The following is a 22,791-nucleotide window of genomic DNA, read 5'->3' on the forward strand; positions in this document are numbered from 1 at the left end:
CCCCGGGGAACCGGTGCGCCAGCTCGGCGGCCGCACGATCGCGCTCGGCACACGGTGCCCGCAGTACCGTCGCGGTCATCGCCCGCCCTCCGAGCCCGCCCGGCGCTTGAGGATCCCGCGCACGGCCAGCGCGGCATCGATGATCCGTTCCGCCTCGGCGACCGGCTCGCCCCACGAGGTGAAGAACCACATCCGGCCACCGTCGTCCCGCCGGGCCCGGCACGTGATCGTGTCCGCCGCGTGCGGAACGTGCTCGCAGCACCCGGCGACCTCCGGATCGGTCACGCGCAGCCCGTACGCGGTCAGGTCAACCACGAACCCTCTCGTGCCGAGGTGCGCGCCCAGCGCGGCCAGCCGCCCGGTTGTAACGTCTGCCATGGGTCCGACGCCTCCTGTCGGATCAAGGCCCCGGTCACCGGTGTTCCACCACCGCCCGGGGCCGCTCTCTGTGTGCGTACGACCACAAGGCCAGCCCATCGACGGTTAACGTGGAAGGTGTTGACCTGTTGCCTTCCGGCCTGGTCAACACCAGACAACGGGTCACACCGGGGCGAAACGGCGGCAAGTGTGATGACGTTCGGCGAGAAGATGCGAGCGCTCATGGCCGAGCGCCACACGTCGCTGCGCAAGCTGGCGGCGATCACCTTCTACGACGTCGGCCATCTCAGCCGCGTCTCGCGCGATCTCAAGCCCCCGTCCCCCAAGCTCGCCCGACTGCTGGACGACGCCCTCCACGCGGACGGCGAACTCGCGGCGCTCGCGGATTCCGCACCCGCCCGGCGAGCGGTCAAGGAGAGCCTCACACCGGAGGACGAGGAGCGCGTCCGCCTGGTCGCCGCACACCCGTCCCGGCTGGACGCCGGAGCACTGGAGGCTCTCGCCACGGTGCTCGCCGCCCAGCGGCGGCTGGAGGACACCGTGGGCGCCGCCATCCTGCTCGCTCCGGTCGCGGCTCAACTCGACGGCATCATGGCCGTGTTGCGGGACGCGTCGGGGCCGTTGCGCGACCGGCTCGGCCGCATCGTGGCCGAGTGGTCCGTCTTCAGCGGATGGCTGCATGCCGCGCTCCGGCGAGATGCTGACGCACTGAACCTCTTCGGTCAGGGCGAGGAGCTGGCGGACGAATTCCAGGACGGCACCGTCGCGGCCATCGCGACGAGTTTCCGGGGATACGTGGCGCGGCAGCAGGGCCGGCCCCGCGCGGTCGTACGCGCATCGTCCGCCGCGCTCGCCACTCCTGGCGGGCACTCGGTCCAACGAACCTTCGACCGGCTTCAAGCAGCCCAGGGGTACGCGGCGCTCGGCCAGACGGAGGACGCGCGGCGGCTGCTCGACTCGGCCGCCGAGCAGGCCGCGGACGCGATCGAGCCACCACCGCCGGTCTACTGGTACTCCGAGCCGTTCTTCCAGCTCAACATCGGCATGGTGCACCGAGAGATCGGAGAGTACGGCGACGCTTCGGCGCTGCTGGAGGCCGGGTTACGTGGCATACCAGCGGACCAGGCGGGCGCCGAATGGCTGGGCGAGTACAAGTCCGCGCTCACCGACGCCCGCGACCGCCTCTGAGGACGTGTGAACGGGCACTCGGACGGGTTGAGCGGCGGCGTCCGCGCGGCTGGACCTCGCCCTGGCGCAGATCGCCGCCGGTCAGCCCGACGGGGCGGCCGGTACGGCGCTGGAAGCGGTGACGAGCGGGCGCCTGGTGCCTTCCAACTACTGGCGGGCGGCCGAGGTCCTCACGGCCGTCAAGGCACGGAACGTACCTGAGGCCGCCGAGCTGTACGAGGCGTATCGGGAGTTCTGCGCTCCGGACGCGTCCGAGGAGACCCTCGGCTGAACGGGGCGGCGCGGTGCCGTGCCCGCGCTCGCCGAGCTCAAGGGGTGCTGCCGGGCATGTCCAGCCAGACCTCGTCGCCTGCGGGCGTCACCGTCAGGCCGAAGCGGTCGCGGCCGGGACTGCGGCGGGCGACCCAGTCGAAGTAGGCGGACACCGCCAGGTCCCAGAGCGGCCGCTCTCCGGCCTGCTCGACCTCGTAGGTGTCGCGGCCGGGCTCGTAGCGTGCGACGGCCCAAGCATCCTGTGCGCGCAGCCGCAACGTGTAGCGACCGCCGTCGTGTACGCCCCTGGCCCACACGCCCGGTAGTGCCGCCCCCATCGCCAGGTCCGCGCCCGCAGGGGCGTAACCGATGGTGCGGGGATCGACCGCGGTCGTGGAACGGGCGGCCCGCAGATCCGCGGTGTCCCACGAGGGATGGCGCTGCGCACGCATCATCATGTACGAGGCGTGACCGGTGAACCTGCCTACCGCCGTTCCGTCCGGCATCACCACGAGCCGCAGTTCGTGGCCGGAGCCGAAGCCCGGGTCGTAGGGAGTCACGATCACACCGCCGGGCCGGGTCTGCTCGATCCACGCGTACGGTACGCGGGCGACCGCGCATGTGGCGTGCACCCGGTCGTAGACGGAGGCCGGTGCCCAGCCCAGCGCGCCGTCCCCGACGATCAGCCGGGGCCGGTAGCCCGCTCGTTCGAGGTTCGCGGCCGCGGACTTCGAGATCACCGGGTCGATCTCCACGCTGGTGACGTTCTCCGAGCCGACCAGGCGTGCGAGCAGACCGGCGGTCCAGCCGGTGCCGGTGCCGACGTCCAGGATCCGGTGACCCGTCTCGACGTCCAGCAGTTCCAGCAGCGAGACCACGGTGCTCGCCGCTGACAGCGACGAGGTGAAGCGGCCCGCACCGGCGGCGAGATCGGTGGCTCCGTCGTCGAGCTGGGTGATGATCGCTTCGTTTCCGTAGACCAGGTCCAGCCAGCGTTCGGGGTCGGCGCTCTCCCCGACCGGCTCGCCGTCGCCGGTCCACGCCACGGGTGGGGCGAACAGGTGCCGGGGAACGTCACGCAGCGCGGCCTTCACCGCGTCCCGCGTCAGCCAGCCGGCGGCCGCCAGGCGTTCGATCAGCGCGTCGGCGCGCCGCGTGACGTCCTCCATCAGCCGGTCACTTCCCTCGCTTGCCGTCGCCCTTGTCGTCCTTGTTCGGCGGCGGAATCGGCTTGTCCGGCTTGTGGCCGTTCTTCTCCGCCGGGTCCCCGTGCTTGCCCACCATGGCCCCTCTCTGCCGCGCGCGGCCAGATGCCACGCTCATGAGGTCCGCGGCCCGTCGGTCCGGGCTGCGTATCGCGTGCGTACGGCTCAAGCCCAGCCGGTCGGCGGCTGTCGTGGCAAGCCGTTGACCTGTTGCCTTCTGCCTGGTCAACGGCGGACAACGGGACGGGCCGGGGCGAACGGTGCGTCCCAGAAGGGGTGCGGCGTGCTCGCGGTCACATGCGGGTCTCGGCGTAGGTCTTCAGGGCGTCGCGGACGTAGGTGGCGCCGGCGGCGTCGCCGTACATGCCCGCGAAGCGGGGGTCGTCGACGTACATGTCGCCCACGCCCTTCACCATCTCGATCGAGCGCTCGCGGTCGCCGTCCGCCGTGGGGGTGCCCGGGATGCGGCTCAGCCACGCGACGTGCCGGGCGGCGAGCGACTGGGCGTGCTCCGACGCGGGCGGGTCGCCGGTCCTTGCCGCGGCGGTCCAGGCGGCGACGAGGTCCTCGGCGTCCCGCTTCCAGGCTTGCTGCTGGGCGAGGGTCTTGCGGTGCCACCAGTCGTTGCTGACCTGGAACGCGCGCTCGCCCCAGCGGGAGACCACCTCGTCCTTGTAGTGGTCGTTGAACCCCATCAGCATGACGTCCATCCGCGGTTCCGCGCCGGCCTCCAGGGCTTCGAGCGTGTGGCGTACGGACTCGATCCGCCGGTCGAGGCGGTCGCGTTCGGCCTCCAGTTCGGCGATGTGGGTGCGGAGACCGTCGAGGGCGTCGACCTCGTCGGCCAGGACCCCGGCGATGGCGGGGAGGCCCATCCCGAGCCGGCGCATGAGCAGGATCCGCTGCAGCCGGGCGACGGCGGCGGGGCCGTAGTAGCGGTACCCGTTCGCGCCGACCCGGGACGGGGCCAGGAGCCCGATGCGGTCGTAGTGCCGCAGGGTGCGGCTGGTGACGCCGGCCCTGGTCGCGAGTTCCTGGATCGTCCATTCCATCGTTCCAGTGTCACTCCCGGCGGAGCGTGGCCGCGATGATCTCCGTGCTGCCGGTGTGCAGGGCCTCCGCCGCCGTCAGTCCGGTCGCCGCCAGGTAGGTGTCGACGAGCCGGTTGCCGGCGGCGTACCCGGCGCCCATCGGCAGCCCCACCGGGGTGAGCCCGAAGCGTTCGGCGCTGGGGTCGCCGTGCACCCAGGCGGTGAAGTTCTGCATGCCGGTCACGTCGAGTCCGGTGAGCACCTTGGCGAAGACCTCGTCGTCGTGCAGGTGCGGTACGCCGATGCGGGCGTAGCCGAGCTCGTCGCCGTAGAGCTGCCGGGCGAAGGCGTCGGCCAGGCCCTCGCCGACGATGTGCTCGCCGACCGTGACGGTCATCGGGTCCCATACGACGCCGCCCGGGCTCCATCGCAGGTTGTGGTGCAGTTCGTGGACGGCGGTGGCTTCCAGCCGCTCGACGTTCTCGGGGTACGGCCAGAGCGTGATGGAGATGTGGCCCGAGATGCCCCCGAACCCGGTCAGTCCCTTGCAGGGCCCCATGAAGTGCTCGTCACCCGGATCGCCGAGGACGAACAGCACGGTGATGTCCGGGGCCTCCAGTCCGGGAGCCGCCTCCAGCAGTACGGCCAGGGCTTCGTCGAGCGCGCGCCGCATCCGTTCCCAGGCCCCGGCCGCCGCCAGGGTTTCGAGGGCGTCGAGGCAGCGCTCCTCGTCGCGGTCGATGGGGAACCCGGACGACTGGAGGTGCAGGGCCACCAGGTCGAGCTCGCCGGGCTGGTAGCGGTACATGCCCCTGTTCAGCTCCAGCATCGAACGCAGCAGTTCGGTGCGGTCCGCGGCAGGGGCCGACAGGATCCGCTTCATGGCGGAGTAGGTGTCGAGAACGTTGATCGGCATGGCCGGGAGGCTAGAAGTTGACGCAGCGTCAAGGTCAAGCCCGGCGTTCAGTGCTGGACCGGGCCGCCGACCGGGACGGGAGGGACGTGGCCGGTCGGCGGGAGGGTCCGCGCCAGGGCGAGGCCGACGTCGACGAGCGAGGAACGGCGCAGCGCGGCGACGCTGGGAATCGGCGTCCAGGTCGGGTCGGCGGTCGCGCCGTTCGGCTCGGGGCGGAGCCGGCCGCCGGTGATGCGGACCTGGTAGAAGATCCCGACGTTGTGGTGCTCAGGGCCGCCGGGGACGTTGCGCTCGGCGGCGGGGATCACCCTGGAGTCCACGCCGAGCAGGCGTTCGACCTCCGCTTCGCAGCCGGTCTCCTCGGCGACCTCGCGGATCACCGTGTCGAACGGGTCCTCCGCGTGCTCGACCCTGCCGCCCGGAAGGGTCCAGTTGGTCTCGCCCGTCGGCGGTACGTAGCGGGCGAGCAGGACGCGCCCGTCCTCGATGCACACGGCGTACGCCGCCAGCCGGAAACTCATGTCCACACCCCCGGTTCGGGATCATTGTCCCCGAACCGCGCCGGCGGCGGGAACGGGAAGGCCCCGGCCGTGGAACGGGCCGGGGCCTTCCCCGCGGGTTTCCGGGGCGGTCAGGAGGCGTCGAGGCCGAGGCCCTGGGCGATGCGGTCGCCGAGGTCCTTGTGGACGTTGCGCCAGTACTCGGCGATGCGCGGCTTCATCTCGGCCGTCACCTCCGGCGCGTTGGCGTGCAGGAGGACGTTGTGGACGAGGTGGTCGCGGTCGGTGTCGGACAGCACCTTCTCCCACAGGGCGCGGGGCTGGACGTAGTCGTCGTCCTCGCGGTGCAGGGTGTACGCGCTGCGCACGATCTCGCCCGCGACGTCGTACGACTCGCCCTTCCACAGCTCGGGGTCGGCGACCGGGCCGCCGACGCTGTTGGGCGCGTAGACGGGGTCGGTGGGGTTCCGGTACGTCATGGCGCCGTCGAAGTTGTACGAGTGCACCGGCACCTTCGGCGCGTTCACCGGCAGCTGCAGGTAGTTGGCGCCGATGCGGTAGCGGTGCGCGTCCGGGTACGAGAACAGGCGGCCCTGGAGCATCTTGTCCGGGGACGGCCCGATGCCGGGGACGAAGTTGGCCGGCTCCATCGCGGCCTGCTCGATCTCGGCGAAGTAGTTCTCCGGGTTGCGGTTCAGCGTCCACTTGCCGATGGTGATCGGCGGGTAGTCGGCGTGCGGCCAGACCTTGGTGAGGTCGAACGGGTTGAACCGGTAGTCGGCGGCGTCCTCGAACGGCATGATCTGGACCTGCACGGTCCAGGACGGGTGGTCGCCGCGCTTGATGGCGTTGTAGAGGTCGCTGATGTGGACGTCGGGGTGCTGGGCCTCCGACTCCTCGGCGGTGAAGTTCTTGATGCCCTGGTCGGTCTTGAAGTGGTACTTGACCCAGAACTTCTCGCCGGCGGCGTTGTACCAGAGGTAGGTGTGCGAGCCGTACCCGTTCATGTGCCGCCACGACACGGGGGTGCCGCGGTCGGTCATGAGCCAGGTGACCTGGTGGGCGGACTCGGGCGACAGCGTCCAGAAGTCCCACTGCATGTTGTTGTCGCGCAGGTGGTTGTCGGCGCGGCGCTTCTGCGAGTGGATGAAGTCGGAGAACTTCTGCGGGTCCCGGATGAAGAAGACCGGGGTGTTGTTGCCGACGAGGTCGTAGTTGCCCTCCTCGGTGTAGAACTTGATCGCGAAGCCGCGCGGGTCGCGGCCGGCGTCGGCGCTGCCGAGCTCGCCGGCGACCGAGCTGAACCGGACGAGGGACTCGGTGCGGGCGCCCTTCTGGAACAGCTTGGCGCGGGTGAACTGGGAGACGTCCTCGGTGATCTCCAGGACGCCGTACGCGCCGCCGCCCTTGGCGTGGACGACGCGCTCGGGGACGCGCTCCCGGTTGAAGTGCGCCATCTTCTGGATGAGGTAGTGGTCCTGCAGCAGCAGGGGGCCGTTCGGGCCGACGCTCTGCGAATGGGCGTCGCTGGGGGCGGGGGCGCCCGCGTCGGTCGTGGTGGTGGGCCGCTCGGTCATCGCGCGGTATCTCCTTGGTGCGTTGGTTCTCAGGTGGTCGGCGGGGCCGCGAGAGTGCTCGCCGTGGAGCCGCGGTCCCCCGTGCCGTGCGGCCGGCAGGCCGGGCACAGGCCCCAGAAGGTGACGTCGGCCGTGTCGATCAGGTAGCCGGCGGCGTGCGCCGGTTCCAGGCAGGCGGCGCGGCCGGCGACGCGGTCGACGTCGGTGACCGCCCCGCATTCGCGGCACACGAGGTGGTGGTGGTCGTCGCCGGTCCGCCCCTCGAACCGGGCCGGGCCGCCGGCCGGTTCGATCCGCCGTACGAGCCCGGCCGCGGTGAGCGCGTGCAGGGCCTCGTAGACGGCCTGGAGCGAGATGTGGCCGACGCGCTCGCGCACGCGGCCGGCGATGGTCTCCGCGCCGAGGTGGCCGCCCTGCCGGACGGTGTCGAGGAGGGCGACCCTGGCCGCCGTCACCCGCAGGCCGGCGCCGCGCAGCTCGGCGGCGGCGGTCGGGGTTCGGGATGCGGTCATGCCGACAACGTACCCGCATAAACACGAATGATTCAAGTTAACGAATGATCCAAGTCTTCGCGGACCCCTGGATCTGCGTCATGCCCGCCATCTGCGGGTTTGTTGTGAACTTCATCGCTGTGCCCGGCGTCCTACCGGGCACTGACAACCCCCTCCGAGGAGGCAGCGTGAGCGAACGGCGTCGCCGCGGCCGGGGCGGCCGGTCCGTCGCCCTCGCCGCCGGGCTGGCGGTGGTCACCGGTACGGCGCTGCTGTCCGCCGGTGCGGCCGTGGCGGTGATGTCCCGCGACGACGGCGGTACCGGCCGGAACGGGGAACGGGCGGCGCCGAAGCGGCCGTTCACCGTGGCGTTCGGCGGCGACGTGCACTTCGAGGGCGTGCTGCGGGCCCGGCTGGACGCCGCGCCCGACACCGCGTTCGGCCCGATCGCGGCACGGCTCAAGGGCGCCGACCTGGCCATGGTCAACCTGGAGACGGCGATCACGGCGGGCGGGACGCAGGCGCCCAAGCAGTTCGCCTTCCGCGCGCCGCCCACCGCGTTCCGGGCGCTGAGGTCGGCCGGGGTGGACGTGGCGACGATGGCCAACAACCACGGCATGGACTTCGGCGAGACCGGCCTGAACGACTCGCTCGCCGCCGGGCGCCGGGCGGGGATGCCGCTGGTGGGGATCGGGCGGAACGCGGCCGAGGCGTACAAGCCGTACACGGTCACGGTGAAGGGCTCCAGGGTCGCCGTCATCGGGGCCACGCAGGTCCTGGACGACAACCTGGTCCAGGCGTGGACGGCCACCGACGCCAAGGCCGGGCTGGCGTCCGCGAAGAACGCGCCGCGGCTCGTCCAGGAGGTGCGCGCCGCCCGCAAGGCCGCCGACATCGTGATCGTCAACCTGCACTGGGGCCAGGAGCTCAACTCGTGCGCCACCCCCGTGCAGCGGCAGCTGGCGGCGCAGCTCGCGGACGCGGGCGCCGACGCGATCGTGGGCAGCCACGCGCACGTCCTCCAGGCGGGCGGCTACCTCAAGGGGAAGTACGTCCATTACGGGCTCGGCAACTTCCTCTTCTACAACTCCGGCGGCCGGACGGCGCAGAGCGGCGTGCTCACCCTGACGTTCGATCCGCGGGGCAAGGCGACGCGGGTCCCGAAGGCGGACTGGTCACCCGCGGTGATCGGAAATGGCGTTCCGCAGCCGCTGGAGGGGGCCGCCGCGCAGCAGGCCCGGAGCCGGTGGGAATCCCTCCGAAGCTGCGCGGACGTCCGCCCCGCCCCGGCCTGACCGCCGCGCCGATGTTTCACGTGGATCCGGAACGTTCACGGTCCGTGATTTCCGGGAGGAGGGGCGGGACAGCCGGCCCCCTCGTGGCATGCTGTCCCGGACACAGCGACGAAGGGGTCCCCGGGATGCGCAGGAACACGGTCGTCATGACGGCGCTGGGCGGTGCCGCCGCGCTCGCGCTCGCCGCGTGCGGCGGTGGCGGCTCAGGTACGCCGGAGGCGGAGGGCGCCACCGAGCAGCCCCGGCGGGCCGCCTCGTCCCCGGCCTCCCCGGCGGCGCCGGCCAAGCAGCCGATCACGCTGGCGTTCGGCGGCGACGTCCACTTCGAGGGGATCCTGCGGCCCCGGCTCGCGAACCCCTCGACCGCGCTCGGCCCGATCGCCCGCACGCTGCGCGCCGCCGACCTGTCGATGGTCAACCTGGAGACCGCGATCACCACCGGCGGCACGAAGGCGCCCGGCAAGGAGTTCGCCTTCCGCGCGCCGCCGTCCGCGCTCAAGGCGCTCAAGGCCGCCGGGGTGGACGTCACCTCGATGGCCAACAACCACGGCATGGACTACATGGACTCCGGGCTGCGCGACTCGCTCCGCGCGATCAGGAGCACCGGGTTCCCGACCGTGGGCATCGGCCGGAACGCCGACGAGGCGTACAAGGCCCACCGGGTCACGGTGAAGGGCAACCGCCTCGCGATCGTCGGCGCCACGCAGGTGCTCGACGACCACCTCATCCCGGCGTGGACGGCGACGGACACCAAGGGCGGGCTGGCCTCGGCGAAGAACGTGCCGCGGATGGTGCAGGCCGTGAAGGACGCCGCCAAGGGCTCCGACGTGGTGATCGTCCATCTGCACTGGGGCGCCGAGCTGGAGCCGTGCGCGACGCCCGTCCAGCGGCAGCTGGCCAAGCAGCTCGCCGACGCGGGCGCGGACGTGATCGTCGGCGGGCACGCGCACATCCCGCAGGGCGGCGGCTACATGGGCGGCGCGTACGTCCACTACGGCCTGGGCAACTTCGTCTTCTACTCCGCGAACGGGCAGACGGCGAACTCGGGTGTCCTCGTGCTGCGCGTCCAGGACGGCAAGGTCACCGCCGACAAGTGGAAGCCGGCCCGGATCTCCGGCGGACTGCCGCGGCTCCTCACCGGCGCCGCCGGGGCCGCCGAGCTCAAGCGCTGGAAGGGCCTGCGCTCCTGCACCGGAGGGCTCACCGCGCGGCCGTCCTAGCCCCGGCCGGGCCCTCACACCGAGGGAGGCCCCAAGCTTGGGGACGTGAGCGAAGATCTTCTCCCGATCGGGCGGTTCGCGCGGCTGTGCCGCCTGAGCGTCAAGCAGCTGCGGCACTACGACGAGCTGGGGCTGCTGGTCCCGGCGCGCACCGACCCCGACTCCGGTTACCGCTACTACCGGCCGGACCAGGCACGGGACGCGCTGTCGATCGGGCTGCTGCGCTCCCTGGACGTGCCGCTTCCCGCGATCGGCCGGGTCCTGGCCGGGGACGATCCGGCGGCGGCGCTGGCCGAGGTCCGCGACCGGATGGAGGCGGACCTGGAACGCCGCCGCCGCGCGCTGGCGTCCCTCGACCGCGTCCTGGCCGGCGGCCTGCCGACCGCGGCCGTGGCGGTGACGCGCGAGCCGGCGCGGCGGGTCGTGGCCGTACGGGACGTGGCGACGGTCCCGACGGTCGCCGCCGTGACCTCGCGCTGCGTGGCCCGCCTCCTCGGCCTGCTGGACGGCGCGCCGCTGGACGGCCCGCTCGTCGGGCTGTTCCCGCTGGACCTCGCCGACGAGTTCACCGTGGGCGTCGTGGCGGGCGACCGCGACGGCGACGAGGTGCTGCCCGGCGGGACGTTCGCCGCCGCCACGCACACCGGCCCGTACGACCAGATCCCGCTGACCGCGCACGCGCTGCTCGCCTGGTGCGGCGACCACGGCCGCACCCCGGCCGGCGCGCTCCGCGAGGTCTACCTGTCCGACCCCCGGACGACCCCGCCGGAACGGCTGGTGACGCAACTGATGATCCCCTTGGAGGAGGCGCCATGAGCGGCCCCTGGTGCGAGGCCGCGGCCTGACGGCGTCTTGGAGGGGCGGGCGCGGCGGCGTACGTTCGCAGAAAGGCGACGCGAGCCGACGGCGGGGTGAGCTGCGATGCGGGAGCACCGGGTGCGGTCCGGGACGGTGGAGCTGGCGGTACGGGAACGGGAGGCGGAGCACCGGCCCGCCGTCGTGCTGATCCACGGCTATCCGGACACCGGCGCGGTGTGGGACGAGGTCGCCGAACGGCTCGCCGCCCGGTTCCGCGTCATCACCTACGACGTCCGCGGCGCCGGCGGCTCGACCGCCCCGGAGGACCCGCTCGACTACGCCGTCGAGACGCTGGTCGGCGACCTGGAGGCGGTGCTCGACGCGGTGGCCGGGTCCGAGCCCGTCCACCTCGTCGGGCACGACTGGGGCTCGGTGCAGGGCTGGGAGGCCGTCACCGGCGACCGGCTCGCGGGCCGCATCGCCTCGTTCACCTCGATCTCCGGCCCGGCGCGGCAGCACACCGCGGACTGGGTGCGCGGCCGCGCGCGGTCGGGCCCGCGCGGGCTGGCCGAGGTGGCGCGGCAGGCGCGGCGCAGCGCGTACATGCCGGTGTTCATGGCGCCGCGCGTGGGCGAGCTGGCCGCCCGCGTCCTGCCCTGGACGTTCGAGCGCGGCTTCGTCCTGGCCGAGGGCGCCGAGCCGCGCCCCGGCCACCCGGCGCCCACGATGCGGCGGGACGCGCTGAACGGGCTCGGCCTCTACCGCGCCAACATGGGCCGCCCGCGCGGCGACACGGGCGAGGGGCGGACGGACGTGCCCGTCCAGATCATCGTGCCGACGAGGGACCGCTACGCGGGCGAGGGCCTGCTGCTCTCGGCCCGCGGCAAGGCCACCGACCTGTACGTGCGGCGCGCGCCCGCCGGGCACTGGGTGGCGCGCAGCCGTCCCGACCTGGTGGCGCGGTGGGTGACCGAGCTCGTCGAGCACGTCGAGCGCGGCGGCCCGCCCGAGGAGGCGTCGCCGCTCGCCCGGGCGCGGGCGGCCGCGCGGCCCGGCCGGGACTTCGGCGGGCGGCTCGCCGTCGTCACCGGCGCGGGCAGCGGCATCGGCCAGGCCACCGCGTACGCGTTCGCCGCGGCGGGCGCGCGCGTCGTCGTGGCCGACATCGACGAGGGCGCGGCCAAGCACACCGCCGACGAGATCGGCGGGCACGGCGGCGAGGCGCACGTCTACCGGGTGGACGTGGCCGACGCCGACGGGATGGAGCGGTTCGCCGCGTACGTCCGCGACATCTTCGGCGTCCCGGACGTCGTGGTGAACAACGCCGGGATCGGCGTCGCCGGGACGCTGCTGGACACCTCCGAGGAGGACTGGGCGCGGATCCGCGGCGTGAACCTGGACGGCGTCTACCGCGGCTGCCGGCTGTTCGGGCGGCAGATGGCCGAGCGCGGCGAGGGCGGCCACCTGGTCAACATCTCGTCGATGGCGGCGTTCGCGCCGACCGCCGGGATGGCGTCGTACGGCGCGACCAAGGCGGCGGTGCTCCAGCTCGGCGAGTGCCTGCGGGTGGAGCTGGAGCCGCTCGGCATCGGCGTCTCGGTGATCTGCCCCGGCGTGATCGACACACCGATCATGTGGCACGCGCGGTACGTGGGCATGGACTCCGGTACGGCCGCCGAGCTGCGCGAGAGCGCCGCGCGGTTCTTCCGGCGGCGGGCGTACCCGCCCGAGCGCGTCGCGCTGGCCGTGCTGCGCGCCGTACGCGAGAACCGGCCGCTGGTCCCGGTCACGCCGGAGGCGCAGGCCGTCCGGCTGCTGTCGCGGTTCGCGCCCGGGACGTCCCGGAACCTGGCCCGGCTCGGCCGGCTGGCCGGCGATCGCGACCGGCTCCGGCGGGCCAGGGCGCGAGCCGCCGCGGACCCGGAACGGCCGGACGCCGGTGCGGCAGATCGCTGACCGCGGTCCGGGAGATGTCGATCGTGCCGTGATCGCGCCGGGAAAGGCGACAATGGGGACGTGACCGAGATCCGCACTCCGCTCCGCCGCCGCCCCGCCCAGCGCCGCAGCGCCGCCCGCGTCCAGCGGATGCTCGACGCCTGCGCGGAGATCCTCGACGAGGACGGCTACGACGGCCTCACCACCACCCGGATCGCGCAGCGGGCGGAGGTCGCGATCGGCTCGGTCTACCAGTTCTTCCCGGACAAGCGCGCGGTCGCGCAGGCGCTGGCGCTGCGCAACCTGGAGCTGTTCGGCGACCGGGTCGCGCGGCGGCTCGGCCAGGGCGGCTTCGCCGACTGGACCGGCACCGTCGGCGCGATCATCGAGATCTTCGTGGACATGCACCGCACCGTGCCGGGCTTCCGCGAGCTGCGCTTCGGCGACGTGGCCGACGTCAACCTGCTCGACGACGCCGCCGACAACAACTCGGTGGTCGCCGGGCGGCTGCGCGGGGTCGTCGTCGACACCTTCGGGATCGGTGACACGCCCGAGCTGGCGCGGGCGCTGGCGGTCGCGGTGGAGGCCGGCGACGCCGTGCTCAAGATGGCCTTCCGCCGCGACGCGGACGGCGACCCGGAGATCCTCGCCGAGGCGGAGCGGCTGATCCACGCCTACCTCGCCGCGTACATCCAGGAAGACTGACCTCAATCCCGCTCGCGTAAGGAAAGGGTGCCCGCGTGGACCCCCAGAAGCTCCAGGAGCAGACCCGGTTCCTCGTGCGGCAGCGGCTGCGCCCGATGGTGAACCAGTACGAGGTGCACACCGAGGCCCCGGACGGGTCCGAGGGCGAGCTGGCCGCGTTCGCGCAGCAGAAGCGGCTGGCGTTCAAGGAGCAGGTGACGCTGTACGCCGACACCGACAAGCTGCGCCCGATCCTCGGCTTCAAGGCGCGCAAGCGGATCGACCTGGCGTCCGCGTACGACGTGACCGACGAGGTCGGCCGCCCGATCGGGCTCTTCCGCAAGGACTTCAAGCGCTCCCTGCTGTCCTCCACCTGGCATCTGGAGCAGCCGGGGCACGCCGTCCTGACGGGCGGCGAGCGCAACCAGGTCGTGGCGGTGGTGCGCCGGGTGTGGGGGTTCATCCCGTTCGTGGACGTCATCCCGTTCGCGTGGCCGTACCACTTCGACTTCTACGCCGGGGACCGGCTCGCGTTCTCGGTCGAGAAGAAGATCGCGTTCCGCGACCGCTACGTCGTGGACATCAAGGACCCCGCGCTGGACCGCCGCCTGGTGATAGCGCAGGCGGTGGCGCTGGACGCCCTCCAGTCCCGCTGACCGTGACCGCTAGCGGGCGGCGGTGAAGGCGTCGAGCATGATCTTCGTTGCGTCGATCTCCGTGGTGGTCACGCCCGCGCCGCCCAGCGGGAACGAGCCCGGCCAGGTGTGCCCGCCGCCGTCCACCGTGTAGAGCTCCACCCGCGCGCCGCCCTCGCAGCCGGGATGGCTCAGCCGCACGATCCGGCTAGCCGGGCGGGAGCGCTCGCCCTTGCCGCAGCCGAGGGCCCGGGCCCAGCCGCCCGCGAGGGAGGTGACGGAGGGCAGGCCGAACGCGCCGTCCGCCGGGCGCATCCAGGCGGGGACGCGGGTGCGGTCGCCGCCGAACGGTTCGCCGCCGCCGTACGGGACGATCCGGTCGGCCGTGCCGTGGAACGCCAGGATCCGCGTCGGCCGCGCCTCCGCGCACGGCCGGGCGAGGTTGGACCCGGCCACCGCGCCGACCCCGGCGAGCCGCCCGCGCAGCCCGCAGACCAGCGCCATCGCGAGCCCGGCGCCGTTGGAGAAGCCGGTCGCGTACTCCCGCGAGCGGTCCACGCAGAGCGTGCTCTCCAGGTGGTCGAGCAGCTCGCCGATGTACGCGACGTCCGCGGAGCCTCCGGGCATCCCGGGCAGCTTCCAGCCCTCGCGCCCGGGCGCGCTGCCCGGCTCGACCACGATGAAGCCGCGGGCCGCGCCGGCGTTGGCGACCCGGCCGTACAGCGCCTGCTGGAACGCCGTGGAGTGCAGCCCGTGCAGGTCGACGATCAGCGGTGCCGGGGCGCGCCCGTGCCCGGCCGGCAGCTTCAGCAGGTAGGAGCGGCCGCCGAAGGTGCGCCGCCCGTCCGCCGCCGCCTTCCCGCACCCCTCGCTCGGGGACGGGGCCGCGGCGGGCGCGCTCGTGGACGGCGCGGTCGTGGCGGCCGTACCGCGCCGGGGCGGCGCCGAACCGTCGCCGTCTCCGTCGCCGGAGGTACCGCCCGTGCACCCGGTCAGAAAGGCACAGACAAGTACAGCGCAGACGAGTCGCATCATTTGATCGTAAGTCCCGAGCGATCCGTGAGTGGTTAGGTATGGCCTTCGCTGGGCTTTACATGTTACGAAGGCATGTAAAGCGGTGGGCGGTACCACACCGGCGGCGCAGAGCGGCGCCACGCTTCGAGGAGGCTTCCCCGTGAGTTCCTACGACCTCTATTCGACTCCCGTCCCGACGGACACCTGGAACGTCTCGATGAGCGGGGACACCCGCTTCACCTGGGAGTACGACGGCGGGCGCGACCGGCTGCTGAGCCTGTACCAGAAGGGCAAGGACAAGCAGTGGGACGCCCAGAAGCGCATCGACTGGGACCTGGAGGTCGACCCCAACAACGTCGCCCAGCTCCCCGAGCAGTTCAACCCGCTGTTCGGCTCCGACATCTGGGAGAAGATGACCCAGAAGGAACGCGACGAGTACGGGCGGCACCAGGGCTCGTGGCTGTTCAGCCAGTTCCTCCATGGTGAGCAGGGCGCGCTGAACGTGTCGGCGCGGATCGTGCAGAGCGTTCCGGACCTGGACTCCAAGTTCTACGCCGCCACCCAGACGATGGACGAGGCGCGCCACGTCGAGCTGTACACGAAGTTCGTGCACGAGAAGATCGGGATGTACTACCCGATCAACCAGGACCTGGCCAAGCTGCTGGCCGAGTCGCTGGAGGACTCCCGCTGGGACCTGCCCTACCTCGGCATGCAGGTCCTCATCGAGGGCCTGGCGCTGGCGGCGTTCGGGCTCTACCGCGACATGTCCCAGAATCCGCTGGTCAAGCAGCTTCTCGCGTACGTCATGCAGGACGAGGCCCGGCACGTCGCCTTCGGCCGGCTCGCGCTCAAGGACTACTACGCCGAGCTCACCGACAAGGAGCGGGCGGAGCGCGAGGAGTTCGTGGTCGAGGGCTGCTACCTGATGCGCGACCGGTTCAAGGGCCGCGAGGTCTTCGAGCGGCTGGGGCTCCCGCTGGACCGCTGCATGGAGTACGTCGAGCATTCCGACATGTTCACGCTCTACCAGTCGCTGCTTTTCAGCCGCATCGTTCCGTGTGTCCGTGATGTCGGGCTGTGGGGGGAGAAGGTGCAGGCCGCGTACGCCGACATGGGCGTGCTCGACAACGCCAAGTCCGATCTGGAGGTCCTGATGCGCCAGGACGAGGAGATCGCGGAGAAGGTCGACGAGGAGCGGTACGAGCGGGAACTGGCCGCGCGCAAGCAGGAGGTCGACGAGGCCATCGCGCTCGGCGGCGTACCCGAGTAACGGGGACGAACCGGGGCCGGGCGGACCGGCCGGCGGCGGGGGCGTTCCGGAGCGGCTCCGGGCGCCCCTGTTTCGCGCCAGATGCCGCGCATTTCCCCCATAAAGCGCCCTCCCTTCCCCGTAGATTATCGTTTCGGTTCAGTATTCCTTTCGGAATTGCTCGGTACGGTGAATCGGTCTGTACTACCGTCCCCGGTCGATGAACGAGGAAACCCCGGGGGGAAAGATGAACCGTTCCGTACTGAAAATGACCGTGATAGCGCCGCTGGCCGTCGCGCTCACCGCCTCGATGGCCACCGCGCCCGCCCGCGCGGACGCGGGGCCGGTCGCCTACCTCCTCCAGGACGCGGCCGGCGGCACCGTGCCCGCCCAGGTGGCCGACGCCGCCCACCCGACCGTCCGGCTGCCGGAGTCGACCGTGGAGGGCGTGCTCAAGACCGGCCGCGGCCGCGCGAAGGTCCACCCGGCCGGCGCCCGCTCCGCCCTCGGCCCCGGCGTCCTGCGGACCGGGCACGGCGACCTGTCGTTCAACGGTCTCGACGCCCAGTGCAACGCCGACCTGGACGGCGTCCTCAGCGGGGCCACGACGATCTCCCAGGACGGGGCGCTCGGCGGCGCGCTGCCGGGCATCCCGGCGAAGCCGCCGGCCAACCTGCGCATCCCCGGCCCGAACAAGGGCGGGGTCGAGAACATCATCCTCAACAAGCAGGTCCGCCGGACCGCCGACGACCTCACCGTCTCGGCCGTGAGCCTGGTCGACAAGACCGGCGTCGCCCGCGAGTACGGCGTGGTCCGCTGCAAGACCGACAACGCCAGGGCCGCCCGCGCGACCGCGCGTCCCGCGCCGGCCGGCGCCGGCGGCCTCACCGAGAGCGTGCTGCCCACGGTGAACGATCTGGTCGCCGGGCAGCTCGGCCAGATGCCGGGCCTGCCGGCGGTCGGCGGCGCCACCGGCGCCACCGGCTCGAAGGGGGCCTCGGTGCCCCGGCCCGCCCACCGCGCCGTACCCGACCCGGCCGCCGGCTCCGTGACGGGCGGCCTGCTGCCTGCGGACCTGGCCCGTACCGCGTCCGGCCTCACCGAGAGCGCGTCGGGGCTGGCGGGGAACGCGTCCGGCCTGGCCGAGAACGCGACCGGCCTGGTGGACGGCGCGGCGACGCACGCCGACGCGGGGGCCGCGATCCCCTCGCCGTCCGGCGTCTTCGGCGGCATGAACGGCCTGCCGCTGGTCGGCTGATCCGCACCCGTCGCACGGGCGTCCCGCTTGCCGCGGGGCGCCCGTTCGTATTTTTCGGAGAATGGGCGGATTTATTGATCAGTGATCGGCGACCGGCCGACAGTAAAGACGATCTTCAAGGCGGGTGACGCTGCGTTTCCGATCAGTAGCGAACCGCAAAAATACGGGTGACAAAACCCACAAAGAGTGGCCCTACGGCTTGATCTGCTCGGAACACGACGTACGGTCTGGGACTTGTGTGCGGCCTCCGATGACGACCACTGACGGCCACGTGAACCGCGTGGCCCGATCCAAGTGAACAGATGAGACGCCGCACCGACCGGACGCCGTGACCGCGCTGAGCGGAAGGCGCGCCGGGCGACCGCCGGGAGGGCGGGCCCGCGCGCACGGCGGCACCGATTCGGGGACCGAGAGGAGTCGCCCGAACATGCCGGGCGTCCGGGGCCCTGTCCCCGATCGAAGGACACTCTGTGGGTTCCCATAGCCCGAAAGTTCGCGTGCGCTCGATTCTCATCGCCTCCGGCGTCGCCGTGGCGGTACTCGCGGCCAGTGCCTGGGCACTGGCCGCCGTCGCGCCCGGCGACTCCGCGAAGAAGGCCGGCGCCTCGCAGGCCGCGCCCGGCGCGGTGACACCGCAGGCCGACCCGCCCCGCGCCACCCCGTCCCGCGCCAGCCGCGGCGGGACCAGGAGCCCGGAGCCGACGCCGGAGCCGGCGCGGAAGACGGCCGCACCGAAGCCCAAGCCCAAGAAGAAGAAGCCCGCCTACCGCGTCCTGCGGTCGGGCTCCTGCGAGGCGTCGTACTACTGGCAGGGGCAGATGACCGCCAGCGGCGAGCGCTTCGACCCGAGCGAGCTGACGGCGGCGCACAAGACGCTGCCGATGGGCTCCAAGGTGCGGGTGACCAACAAGAACAACGGCCGTTCGGTCACCGTGCGCATCAACGACCGCGGCCCGTACGCGGGCGGCCGCTGCCTGGACCTGTCCCGGGCGGCCATGAAGAAGGTCGGCGGCACCGGAGCCGGGGTGATCCCGGTCCGCTACCAGGTGCTCAAGCGCACCTGATCGCCGTACCCGCCGCCGTACTCGCCGCCCGCGGTGTCCGTACCGGCCGGATCCTGCGCCGACTCGTGCTCGGTGCTCGCCGGCGCGGGGAGCGGGCCCGCGGGCGGCAGGTCGGCGGGCGGCCCGGCGCCCATCGGGCTGCGGGCGGGCGGCGGGTCCAGCACCGTCTCGACGGCGGCGTGCACGCTGCCGGCGATCTCCAGGGCGGCGGGCACGGACGACTCGACGGCCCCGGCGGGCTCCGGAAGGACCTCGGCGAGCCGCTCGCGGAACCAGTCGGTCAGCGCGGCGTCCACCCGTACCGCCTCGGTGGACGGCGGCAGCGGATCGGTGCCCGGCTCGGCCGCCAGCGCGTGCCCCATCCGGAACGTGGCCGTCTCGACCGGGCCCGCGCCCTCCTGGCGCAGCAGGTCGCACAGCGCGGTGATCTCGCGCGCCGGCGTCACCCGGTCGGTGGCGCCGCCCACGAACAGCAGCGGCGCGCCGGCCTCCGCGATCCGCGCGGCGTGCGCGGCCAGGTCGAGCCGCCCGGCCAGCGCGGCGGCGGCCCCGTCCCAGTCGCGGTCGCGGCCGGACCGGCGTTCCATGGGCTTCGCGGCCAGCGCGGGCGAGATGATCGGGGACACCGCCGCCACGGCGCTCACCGGCACCGCGCCGCGCGCCAGCGCGAGCAGCGCGACCGTGGCGCCGACCGAGAACCCGGCCAGCGCCACCGGCCCGTCCTCGATCCCCAGGTCGCGGCGGACGTCCGCCAGCACGGCGGGCAGGTGCTCGACGGCGCGCTCGACGGCCGTCCCGTACGCCTCCAGGCCCGCCGTCTCCAGCAGCCCGGCCGAGTCGAACCCCGGCCCGGTGCCGGGAAGCTCCAGGAACACCCGCCAGGTCGGCACGCCGGTCATCGGCACGGCGGCGGCGAGCGCGCCGGCGCCGCGCGGCGGGTCGAACCCGGGCCAGCCCACGACCAGCCGGGTGGGGCCCGCCGGGCGGGCGTCGACCGCCGTGGGCGGGAGGGCGAAGTACGCGGTGCCCGCGGCGGTCCCCGGCACGGGCCGGCCGTCGTCGGGCGGGGTGGGGCGTTCGCCGCTCATGTTCTGCGTCAGCTCCTCGGCAGTCGTGCTGGGTGGGGAGACGGCGCCCTCCCGACCACCATGCTTTCAGCGGCCACCGAAAAATGCGGCGGAATCCCCATGTCTCACCCGGGAGAGTGACGGACACCTCACCCCTGGTAACGCGGGCGGGCGTACCGTGGATTTCTCACGGTGATCTTCCCCCCGATCTTGCCAAATCACCTTATTTAGGTCGCTTCTGGCAGGAACAACCCGGCCCCCCGTGGCGTCTTAACCAGACGTGGGCGCAGCGGGGGCGCGCCCCCACCTCTGTCGGAAGGAGTGCCCGTGAACAGCAAGCGGAGCGCGGCCGCTGCCGGGCGGGCCTGGAACATCTACAGCGAGACGCTCGCGCCGGACGCGCCCGGCCTGGCGGACCGCGTCCGGGCCGTGCCGCGGATGCTCAAGGCCACCCTGCGCGGCGACTACAAGGGGATGTCGTACAAGACGCTCGGCCTCCTCGCGCTGGGCCTCGTCTACATCGTCTCGCCGCTCGACGTCGTACCCGAGATCCTGGTGCCCTTCGTCGGCCTGGCCGACGACACCGGCGTGGCGCTCTGGCTGGCCGCCGTGCTGGTCCGTTCCGCGGGCGACTACGTGACCTGGGAGCGCACCGGCCGCCCGAAGGTCGTCATCGGCGACGTCGTCACCTGATCCGCCGCCGTTCCGGGCCGGCCGCCTCCGGGCGGCCGGCCTTTTCCGTGTGTGCTTACCGTGCGCGGCCGCGGATCAGGCCGGGCCGGGGCGCAGGTCCGCGGCGAAGCGCTTCGCGACGTCCCGCATGACGGGCACGACATCGTCGACCGTTTCGGGCTTCATCCGCGCGGACGGGCCCGAGACCGAAAGGGCCGTGAGGGCCGGAGCCCCGGGCAGCGGCACGGCGACGCAGCGGACCCCGATCTCCTGCTCCTCGTCGTCCACGGCGTACCCGCGCTCGCGGATCCGGGCCAGCTCGGCGACCAGCGCGTCCGGATCGGTGAAGGTGTTGGGCGTCTGCGGCTCCATGCCGGTACGGCCGAGGATCTCGCGGACGCGCCGTTCCGGGAGCTGCGACAGCAGCGCCTTGCCCACGCCCGTGCAGTGCGGCCGGACCCGCCGGCCGACCTCCGTGAACATCCGCATCGAGTGCCGGGACGGCACCTGCGCGACGTAGACCGCCTCGTCGCCCTCCAGGATCGCCATGTTGGCCGTCTCGCCGACCTCGTCCACCAGCCGGGTCAGCGCCGGCCGCGCCCACGAGCCGAGCAGCCGGCCCGCCCCCTCGCCCAGCTTGATCAGCCGCGGTCCCAGCGCGTACCGCTTGGACGGCTCCTGCCGGACGTAGCCGCGGTTCACCAGCGTCCGCATCAGCCGGTAGATCGTCGGCATCGGCAGCCCGGAGACCTCCGTCAGCTCCGACAGGGCCATCTCGCCCCCGGCGTCCGCCAGGTGTTCGAGCAGCTCGAAGGCCCTCTCCAGGGACCGCACGGCCTCCGCCACCGGCCCTCCTCTCGTCGCGATCCCCCGATTCTACGGAGTCCCGCTTTCGCTGTACGAAAGGCGGCTCGGACGTTACGCTCCGTGTCCGCTGGTAATAACTGCCTACGCCCAAGATGTACGGTGCCGTCCCCCAGGGCAGCCGCCGACCGTCAGGGGGAACGGGTGCCAGCGGGGGGTCGAACCACCACGAGGCGGACGCGCGCTCGAACGCTCCGGCGCCTCGGCGCGGTCACCGCCGCGTTCATGCTCGCCGCCCTCGCCGGCCCTCCCGCCCTGCCCGCCCTGCCCGCGTCGGCCGGGACGGTACGCCTGGCGGCCTCGTTCAGCCACACCGAACGGCTGGGCCCGCTCCACTCGTACACCCTGCGCGTCCGCTCGCACGGAGGTGTGGCCCGCGACGCCACCGTGCTCCTCCACGCGCCGGACCCGCTCTCGTGGGCCGCGCCGCCGGTGGGCTGCGTCCCGTCCGGAACGAGCCGCCTGCGCTGCCCGCTGGGCGACCTCCGTACGCCACGCACCCTCGAAATGGCCGTCTACGTGACGAGCCCCGGCACCCCCGCACGCCTCACCGCCACCCTCAAGGCGAAGAACGCCCCCAGGACGCTGGCCACCACCAAACTCGGCCCAGGCACTTCACCGGCCACGTCCTCACCACGCCCCCACCCACGACCGTCGACACCGAAATCGTCCACGTCATCCCCGCGCCCGGCCGCGTCGCCCCCGCCCACCACCGGAGGCGCGGGCACAGGCGAGCCGAACGCCCCCGCCGCCCCGCCGCGCCCGTCCACCCCGCGCCCATCAGGCCCGTCACCCTTCCCCGAGCCCTCCACCGCGCCCGACCCGTCCGACCTCGCCGGCACGCCACCCGCCACCCACCCGCCGGCCCCGCCCGGTCCCCCTTCCTCTTCCGAGGGCCCCGGCGCGACGCCGCCCGTGCCATCGGGCCCGCCGACCCGGCCGGAGGACACCGCCGGGATGCCACCGGCACCGTCGAATCCCTCGGCCTCTCCCAAGGGGCCGGGCGCGGCACCGCCTGTGCCGTCGGGGTCCTCGCCGTCTCCCAAGGGGCCTGGGACGACGCCGTCCGTGCCGCCGGGGTCGTCGCCGGAGCCGGAGAGTCCGGCCGGGGTGCCGCCTTCCCCGAACGGAGGCGTGCCGTCGCTCGGGCCACTGCCTTCGCTGCCGCCGATGGTGTGGCCCGCGCCCTCGACCGCGCCGGCGCCCGGCGAGGAGGTGGCGCTGGTGTCGCCGGTCGAGCAGGGGGAGCGCGGGACGGACTGGGCCACGGTCGCCGGGATCGTGCTGGTCAGCGAGGCGGTGCTGCTGTGGCTGGCCGCGTGCGCCGGGCTGGCGCGCAGGCGGCTGGCGCTGGAGAGGGCCGCGCGCGAGGACGGCGAGGAGTGAAGGCCGGCGCGCACAGGGCGGCGGGATCCTTCTTGTCATCTCCGTGACAAAGCGGTCGCGGCCGAATGTTCACGGGGACCAATACCTTCCCCTTCTACCATCCGGTAGCTTC

Annotated in this window: 23 protein-coding genes; 13 read left to right on the forward strand and 10 right to left on the reverse strand. The window is 73.1% G+C overall.

Going from position 1 to position 22,791, the window contains the following annotated elements; genetic code table 11:
• Positions 1 to 75 precede the first annotated feature (75 nt).
• Positions 76 to 378: a hypothetical protein gene (locus tag ACA361_RS38565; RefSeq protein ID WP_375020085.1), complete on the reverse strand. Its 303-nt coding sequence runs from the start codon at positions 376 to 378 to the stop codon at positions 76 to 78.
• 222 nt (positions 379 to 600) lie between these two features.
• Between ACA361_RS38565 and ACA361_RS38570 the strand changes: the two genes are divergently transcribed.
• Both ACA361_RS38570 and ACA361_RS38575 read left to right on the forward strand, forming a co-directional pair.
• Positions 601 to 1,566: a hypothetical protein gene (locus ACA361_RS38570; protein ID WP_375020086.1), complete on the forward strand. Its 966-nt coding sequence runs from the start codon at positions 601 to 603 to the stop codon at positions 1,564 to 1,566.
• A gap of 118 nt (positions 1,567 to 1,684) precedes the next feature.
• On the forward strand, positions 1,685 to 1,837 hold the full coding sequence (locus ACA361_RS38575; RefSeq protein WP_375020087.1) for a hypothetical protein: 153 nt from the start codon (positions 1,685 to 1,687) through the stop codon (positions 1,835 to 1,837).
• A 37-nt stretch (positions 1,838 to 1,874) separates the two neighbouring features.
• Here ACA361_RS38575 and ACA361_RS38580 read toward each other — a convergent pair whose 3' ends face one another.
• The 6 genes from ACA361_RS38580 to ACA361_RS38605 form a co-directional block, all read right to left on the reverse strand.
• Positions 1,875 to 2,987, reverse strand: coding sequence for a methyltransferase domain-containing protein (locus ACA361_RS38580; RefSeq protein WP_375020088.1), 1,113 nt, complete (start codon positions 2,985 to 2,987; stop codon positions 1,875 to 1,877).
• A gap of 329 nt (positions 2,988 to 3,316) precedes the next feature.
• Entirely contained in the window at positions 3,317 to 4,075 is a 759-nt protein-coding gene (locus ACA361_RS38585; RefSeq protein WP_375020089.1) for a MerR family transcriptional regulator, read from the reverse strand.
• A 10-nt stretch (positions 4,076 to 4,085) separates the two neighbouring features.
• Positions 4,086 to 4,970, reverse strand: coding sequence for a DUF2268 domain-containing protein (locus tag ACA361_RS38590; RefSeq protein WP_375020090.1), 885 nt, complete (start codon positions 4,968 to 4,970; stop codon positions 4,086 to 4,088).
• A gap of 47 nt (positions 4,971 to 5,017) precedes the next feature.
• Positions 5,018 to 5,491 (reverse strand): NUDIX hydrolase, encoded by a 474-nt coding sequence (locus ACA361_RS38595; RefSeq protein ID WP_375020091.1) that lies wholly within the window; start codon positions 5,489 to 5,491, stop codon positions 5,018 to 5,020.
• A 110-nt stretch (positions 5,492 to 5,601) separates the two neighbouring features.
• Complete coding sequence (locus tag ACA361_RS38600; RefSeq protein ID WP_375020092.1) at positions 5,602 to 7,047, reverse strand: catalase; 1,446 nt, start codon at positions 7,045 to 7,047, stop codon at positions 5,602 to 5,604.
• 29 nt (positions 7,048 to 7,076) lie between these two features.
• Entirely contained in the window at positions 7,077 to 7,559 is a 483-nt protein-coding gene (locus ACA361_RS38605; RefSeq protein ID WP_375020093.1) for a Fur family transcriptional regulator, read from the reverse strand.
• Between the two features lie 167 nt (positions 7,560 to 7,726).
• Here ACA361_RS38605 and ACA361_RS38610 point away from each other — a divergent pair, with 167 nt between their 5' ends.
• From ACA361_RS38610 to ACA361_RS38635, 6 genes are all read left to right on the forward strand, one after another.
• Positions 7,727 to 8,833 (forward strand): CapA family protein, encoded by a 1,107-nt coding sequence (locus ACA361_RS38610; protein WP_375020094.1) that lies wholly within the window; start codon positions 7,727 to 7,729, stop codon positions 8,831 to 8,833.
• 125 nt (positions 8,834 to 8,958) lie between these two features.
• Positions 8,959 to 10,053: a CapA family protein gene (locus tag ACA361_RS38615; protein ID WP_375020095.1), complete on the forward strand. Its 1,095-nt coding sequence runs from the start codon at positions 8,959 to 8,961 to the stop codon at positions 10,051 to 10,053.
• Between the two features lie 45 nt (positions 10,054 to 10,098).
• On the forward strand, positions 10,099 to 10,869 hold the full coding sequence (locus tag ACA361_RS38620) for a MerR family transcriptional regulator (protein WP_375020096.1): 771 nt from the start codon (positions 10,099 to 10,101) through the stop codon (positions 10,867 to 10,869).
• A gap of 105 nt (positions 10,870 to 10,974) precedes the next feature.
• Positions 10,975 to 12,807 carry an SDR family oxidoreductase gene (locus tag ACA361_RS38625; protein ID WP_375020097.1) on the forward strand — a complete coding sequence of 611 codons (1,833 nt, stop codon included), beginning with the start codon at positions 10,975 to 10,977 and terminating at the stop codon, positions 12,805 to 12,807.
• A gap of 60 nt (positions 12,808 to 12,867) precedes the next feature.
• Positions 12,868 to 13,491, forward strand: a complete 624-nt coding sequence (locus tag ACA361_RS38630) for a TetR family transcriptional regulator (protein ID WP_375020098.1) — start codon at positions 12,868 to 12,870, stop codon at positions 13,489 to 13,491.
• Between the two features lie 35 nt (positions 13,492 to 13,526).
• Entirely contained in the window at positions 13,527 to 14,126 is a 600-nt protein-coding gene (locus ACA361_RS38635) for a hypothetical protein (RefSeq protein ID WP_375020099.1), read from the forward strand.
• A gap of 9 nt (positions 14,127 to 14,135) precedes the next feature.
• Here the strand turns inward: ACA361_RS38635 and ACA361_RS38640 are convergent, their stop codons facing one another.
• A complete protein-coding gene (locus tag ACA361_RS38640; protein WP_375020100.1) occupies positions 14,136 to 15,137 on the reverse strand; it encodes an alpha/beta hydrolase family esterase in 1,002 nt (333 codons plus the stop codon).
• A gap of 142 nt (positions 15,138 to 15,279) precedes the next feature.
• Here ACA361_RS38640 and ACA361_RS38645 point away from each other — a divergent pair, with 142 nt between their 5' ends.
• From ACA361_RS38645 to ACA361_RS38655, 3 genes are all read left to right on the forward strand, one after another.
• A complete protein-coding gene (locus tag ACA361_RS38645; protein WP_375020101.1) occupies positions 15,280 to 16,389 on the forward strand; it encodes a ferritin-like domain-containing protein in 1,110 nt (369 codons plus the stop codon).
• Positions 16,390 to 16,636: 247 nt separating this feature from the next.
• On the forward strand, positions 16,637 to 17,626 hold the full coding sequence (locus tag ACA361_RS38650; protein ID WP_375020102.1) for a hypothetical protein: 990 nt from the start codon (positions 16,637 to 16,639) through the stop codon (positions 17,624 to 17,626).
• 497 nt (positions 17,627 to 18,123) lie between these two features.
• Positions 18,124 to 18,690 (forward strand): septal ring lytic transglycosylase RlpA family protein, encoded by a 567-nt coding sequence (locus ACA361_RS38655; protein ID WP_375020103.1) that lies wholly within the window; start codon positions 18,124 to 18,126, stop codon positions 18,688 to 18,690.
• Here ACA361_RS38655 and ACA361_RS38660 read toward each other — a convergent pair.
• Entirely contained in the window at positions 18,666 to 19,778 is a 1,113-nt protein-coding gene (locus ACA361_RS38660) for a hypothetical protein (RefSeq protein WP_375020104.1), read from the reverse strand. The genes ACA361_RS38655 and ACA361_RS38660 overlap by 25 nt on opposite strands.
• Before the next feature lie 306 nt (positions 19,779 to 20,084).
• Here ACA361_RS38660 and ACA361_RS38665 point away from each other — a divergent pair, with 306 nt between their 5' ends.
• A complete protein-coding gene (locus tag ACA361_RS38665) occupies positions 20,085 to 20,450 on the forward strand; it encodes a YkvA family protein (protein ID WP_375020105.1) in 366 nt (121 codons plus the stop codon).
• Positions 20,451 to 20,525: 75 nt separating this feature from the next.
• Here the strand turns inward: ACA361_RS38665 and ACA361_RS38670 are convergent, their stop codons facing one another.
• Positions 20,526 to 21,275 (reverse strand): IclR family transcriptional regulator, encoded by a 750-nt coding sequence (locus ACA361_RS38670; protein ID WP_375020106.1) that lies wholly within the window; start codon positions 21,273 to 21,275, stop codon positions 20,526 to 20,528.
• Positions 21,276 to 22,463: 1,188 nt separating this feature from the next.
• On the opposite strand from ACA361_RS38670, the gene ACA361_RS38675 reads away from it, so the two are divergent.
• Positions 22,464 to 22,679 (forward strand): hypothetical protein, encoded by a 216-nt coding sequence (locus tag ACA361_RS38675; protein WP_375020107.1) that lies wholly within the window; start codon positions 22,464 to 22,466, stop codon positions 22,677 to 22,679.
• Positions 22,680 to 22,791: the final 112 nt, after the last annotated feature.

The sequence above is a fragment of the Actinomadura sp. 21ATH genome (assembly GCF_041951345.1).
Classification (GTDB): Bacteria; Actinomycetota; Actinomycetes; order Streptosporangiales; family Streptosporangiaceae; genus Spirillospora.

Excerpts from the sequence above, each read along its gene's own strand:
- ACA361_RS38565 (WP_375020085.1), bottom strand. The coding sequence starts at position 378 with ATGGCAGACGTTACAACCGGGCGGCTGGCCGCGCTGGGCGCGCACCTC.
- ACA361_RS38570 (WP_375020086.1), top strand. The coding sequence starts at position 601 with ATGGCCGAGCGCCACACGTCGCTGCGCAAGCTGGCGGCGATCACCTTC.
- ACA361_RS38580 (WP_375020088.1), bottom strand. The coding sequence starts at position 2,987 with ATGGAGGACGTCACGCGGCGCGCCGACGCGCTGATCGAACGCCTGGCG.
- ACA361_RS38585 (WP_375020089.1), bottom strand. The coding sequence starts at position 4,075 with ATGGAATGGACGATCCAGGAACTCGCGACCAGGGCCGGCGTCACCAGC.
- ACA361_RS38590 (WP_375020090.1), bottom strand. The coding sequence starts at position 4,970 with ATGCCGATCAACGTTCTCGACACCTACTCCGCCATGAAGCGGATCCTG.
- ACA361_RS38595 (WP_375020091.1), bottom strand. The coding sequence starts at position 5,491 with ATGAGTTTCCGGCTGGCGGCGTACGCCGTGTGCATCGAGGACGGGCGC.
- ACA361_RS38600 (WP_375020092.1), bottom strand. The coding sequence starts at position 7,047 with ATGACCGAGCGGCCCACCACCACGACCGACGCGGGCGCCCCCGCCCCC.
- ACA361_RS38605 (WP_375020093.1), bottom strand. The coding sequence starts at position 7,559 with ATGACCGCATCCCGAACCCCGACCGCCGCCGCCGAGCTGCGCGGCGCC.
- ACA361_RS38615 (WP_375020095.1), top strand. The coding sequence starts at position 8,959 with ATGCGCAGGAACACGGTCGTCATGACGGCGCTGGGCGGTGCCGCCGCG.
- ACA361_RS38625 (WP_375020097.1), top strand. The coding sequence starts at position 10,975 with ATGCGGGAGCACCGGGTGCGGTCCGGGACGGTGGAGCTGGCGGTACGG.
- ACA361_RS38640 (WP_375020100.1), bottom strand. The coding sequence starts at position 15,137 with ATGCGACTCGTCTGCGCTGTACTTGTCTGTGCCTTTCTGACCGGGTGC.
- ACA361_RS38650 (WP_375020102.1), top strand. The coding sequence starts at position 16,637 with ATGACCGTGATAGCGCCGCTGGCCGTCGCGCTCACCGCCTCGATGGCC.
- ACA361_RS38660 (WP_375020104.1), bottom strand. The coding sequence starts at position 19,778 with ATGAGCGGCGAACGCCCCACCCCGCCCGACGACGGCCGGCCCGTGCCG.
- ACA361_RS38675 (WP_375020107.1), top strand. The coding sequence starts at position 22,464 with ATGGTGTGGCCCGCGCCCTCGACCGCGCCGGCGCCCGGCGAGGAGGTG.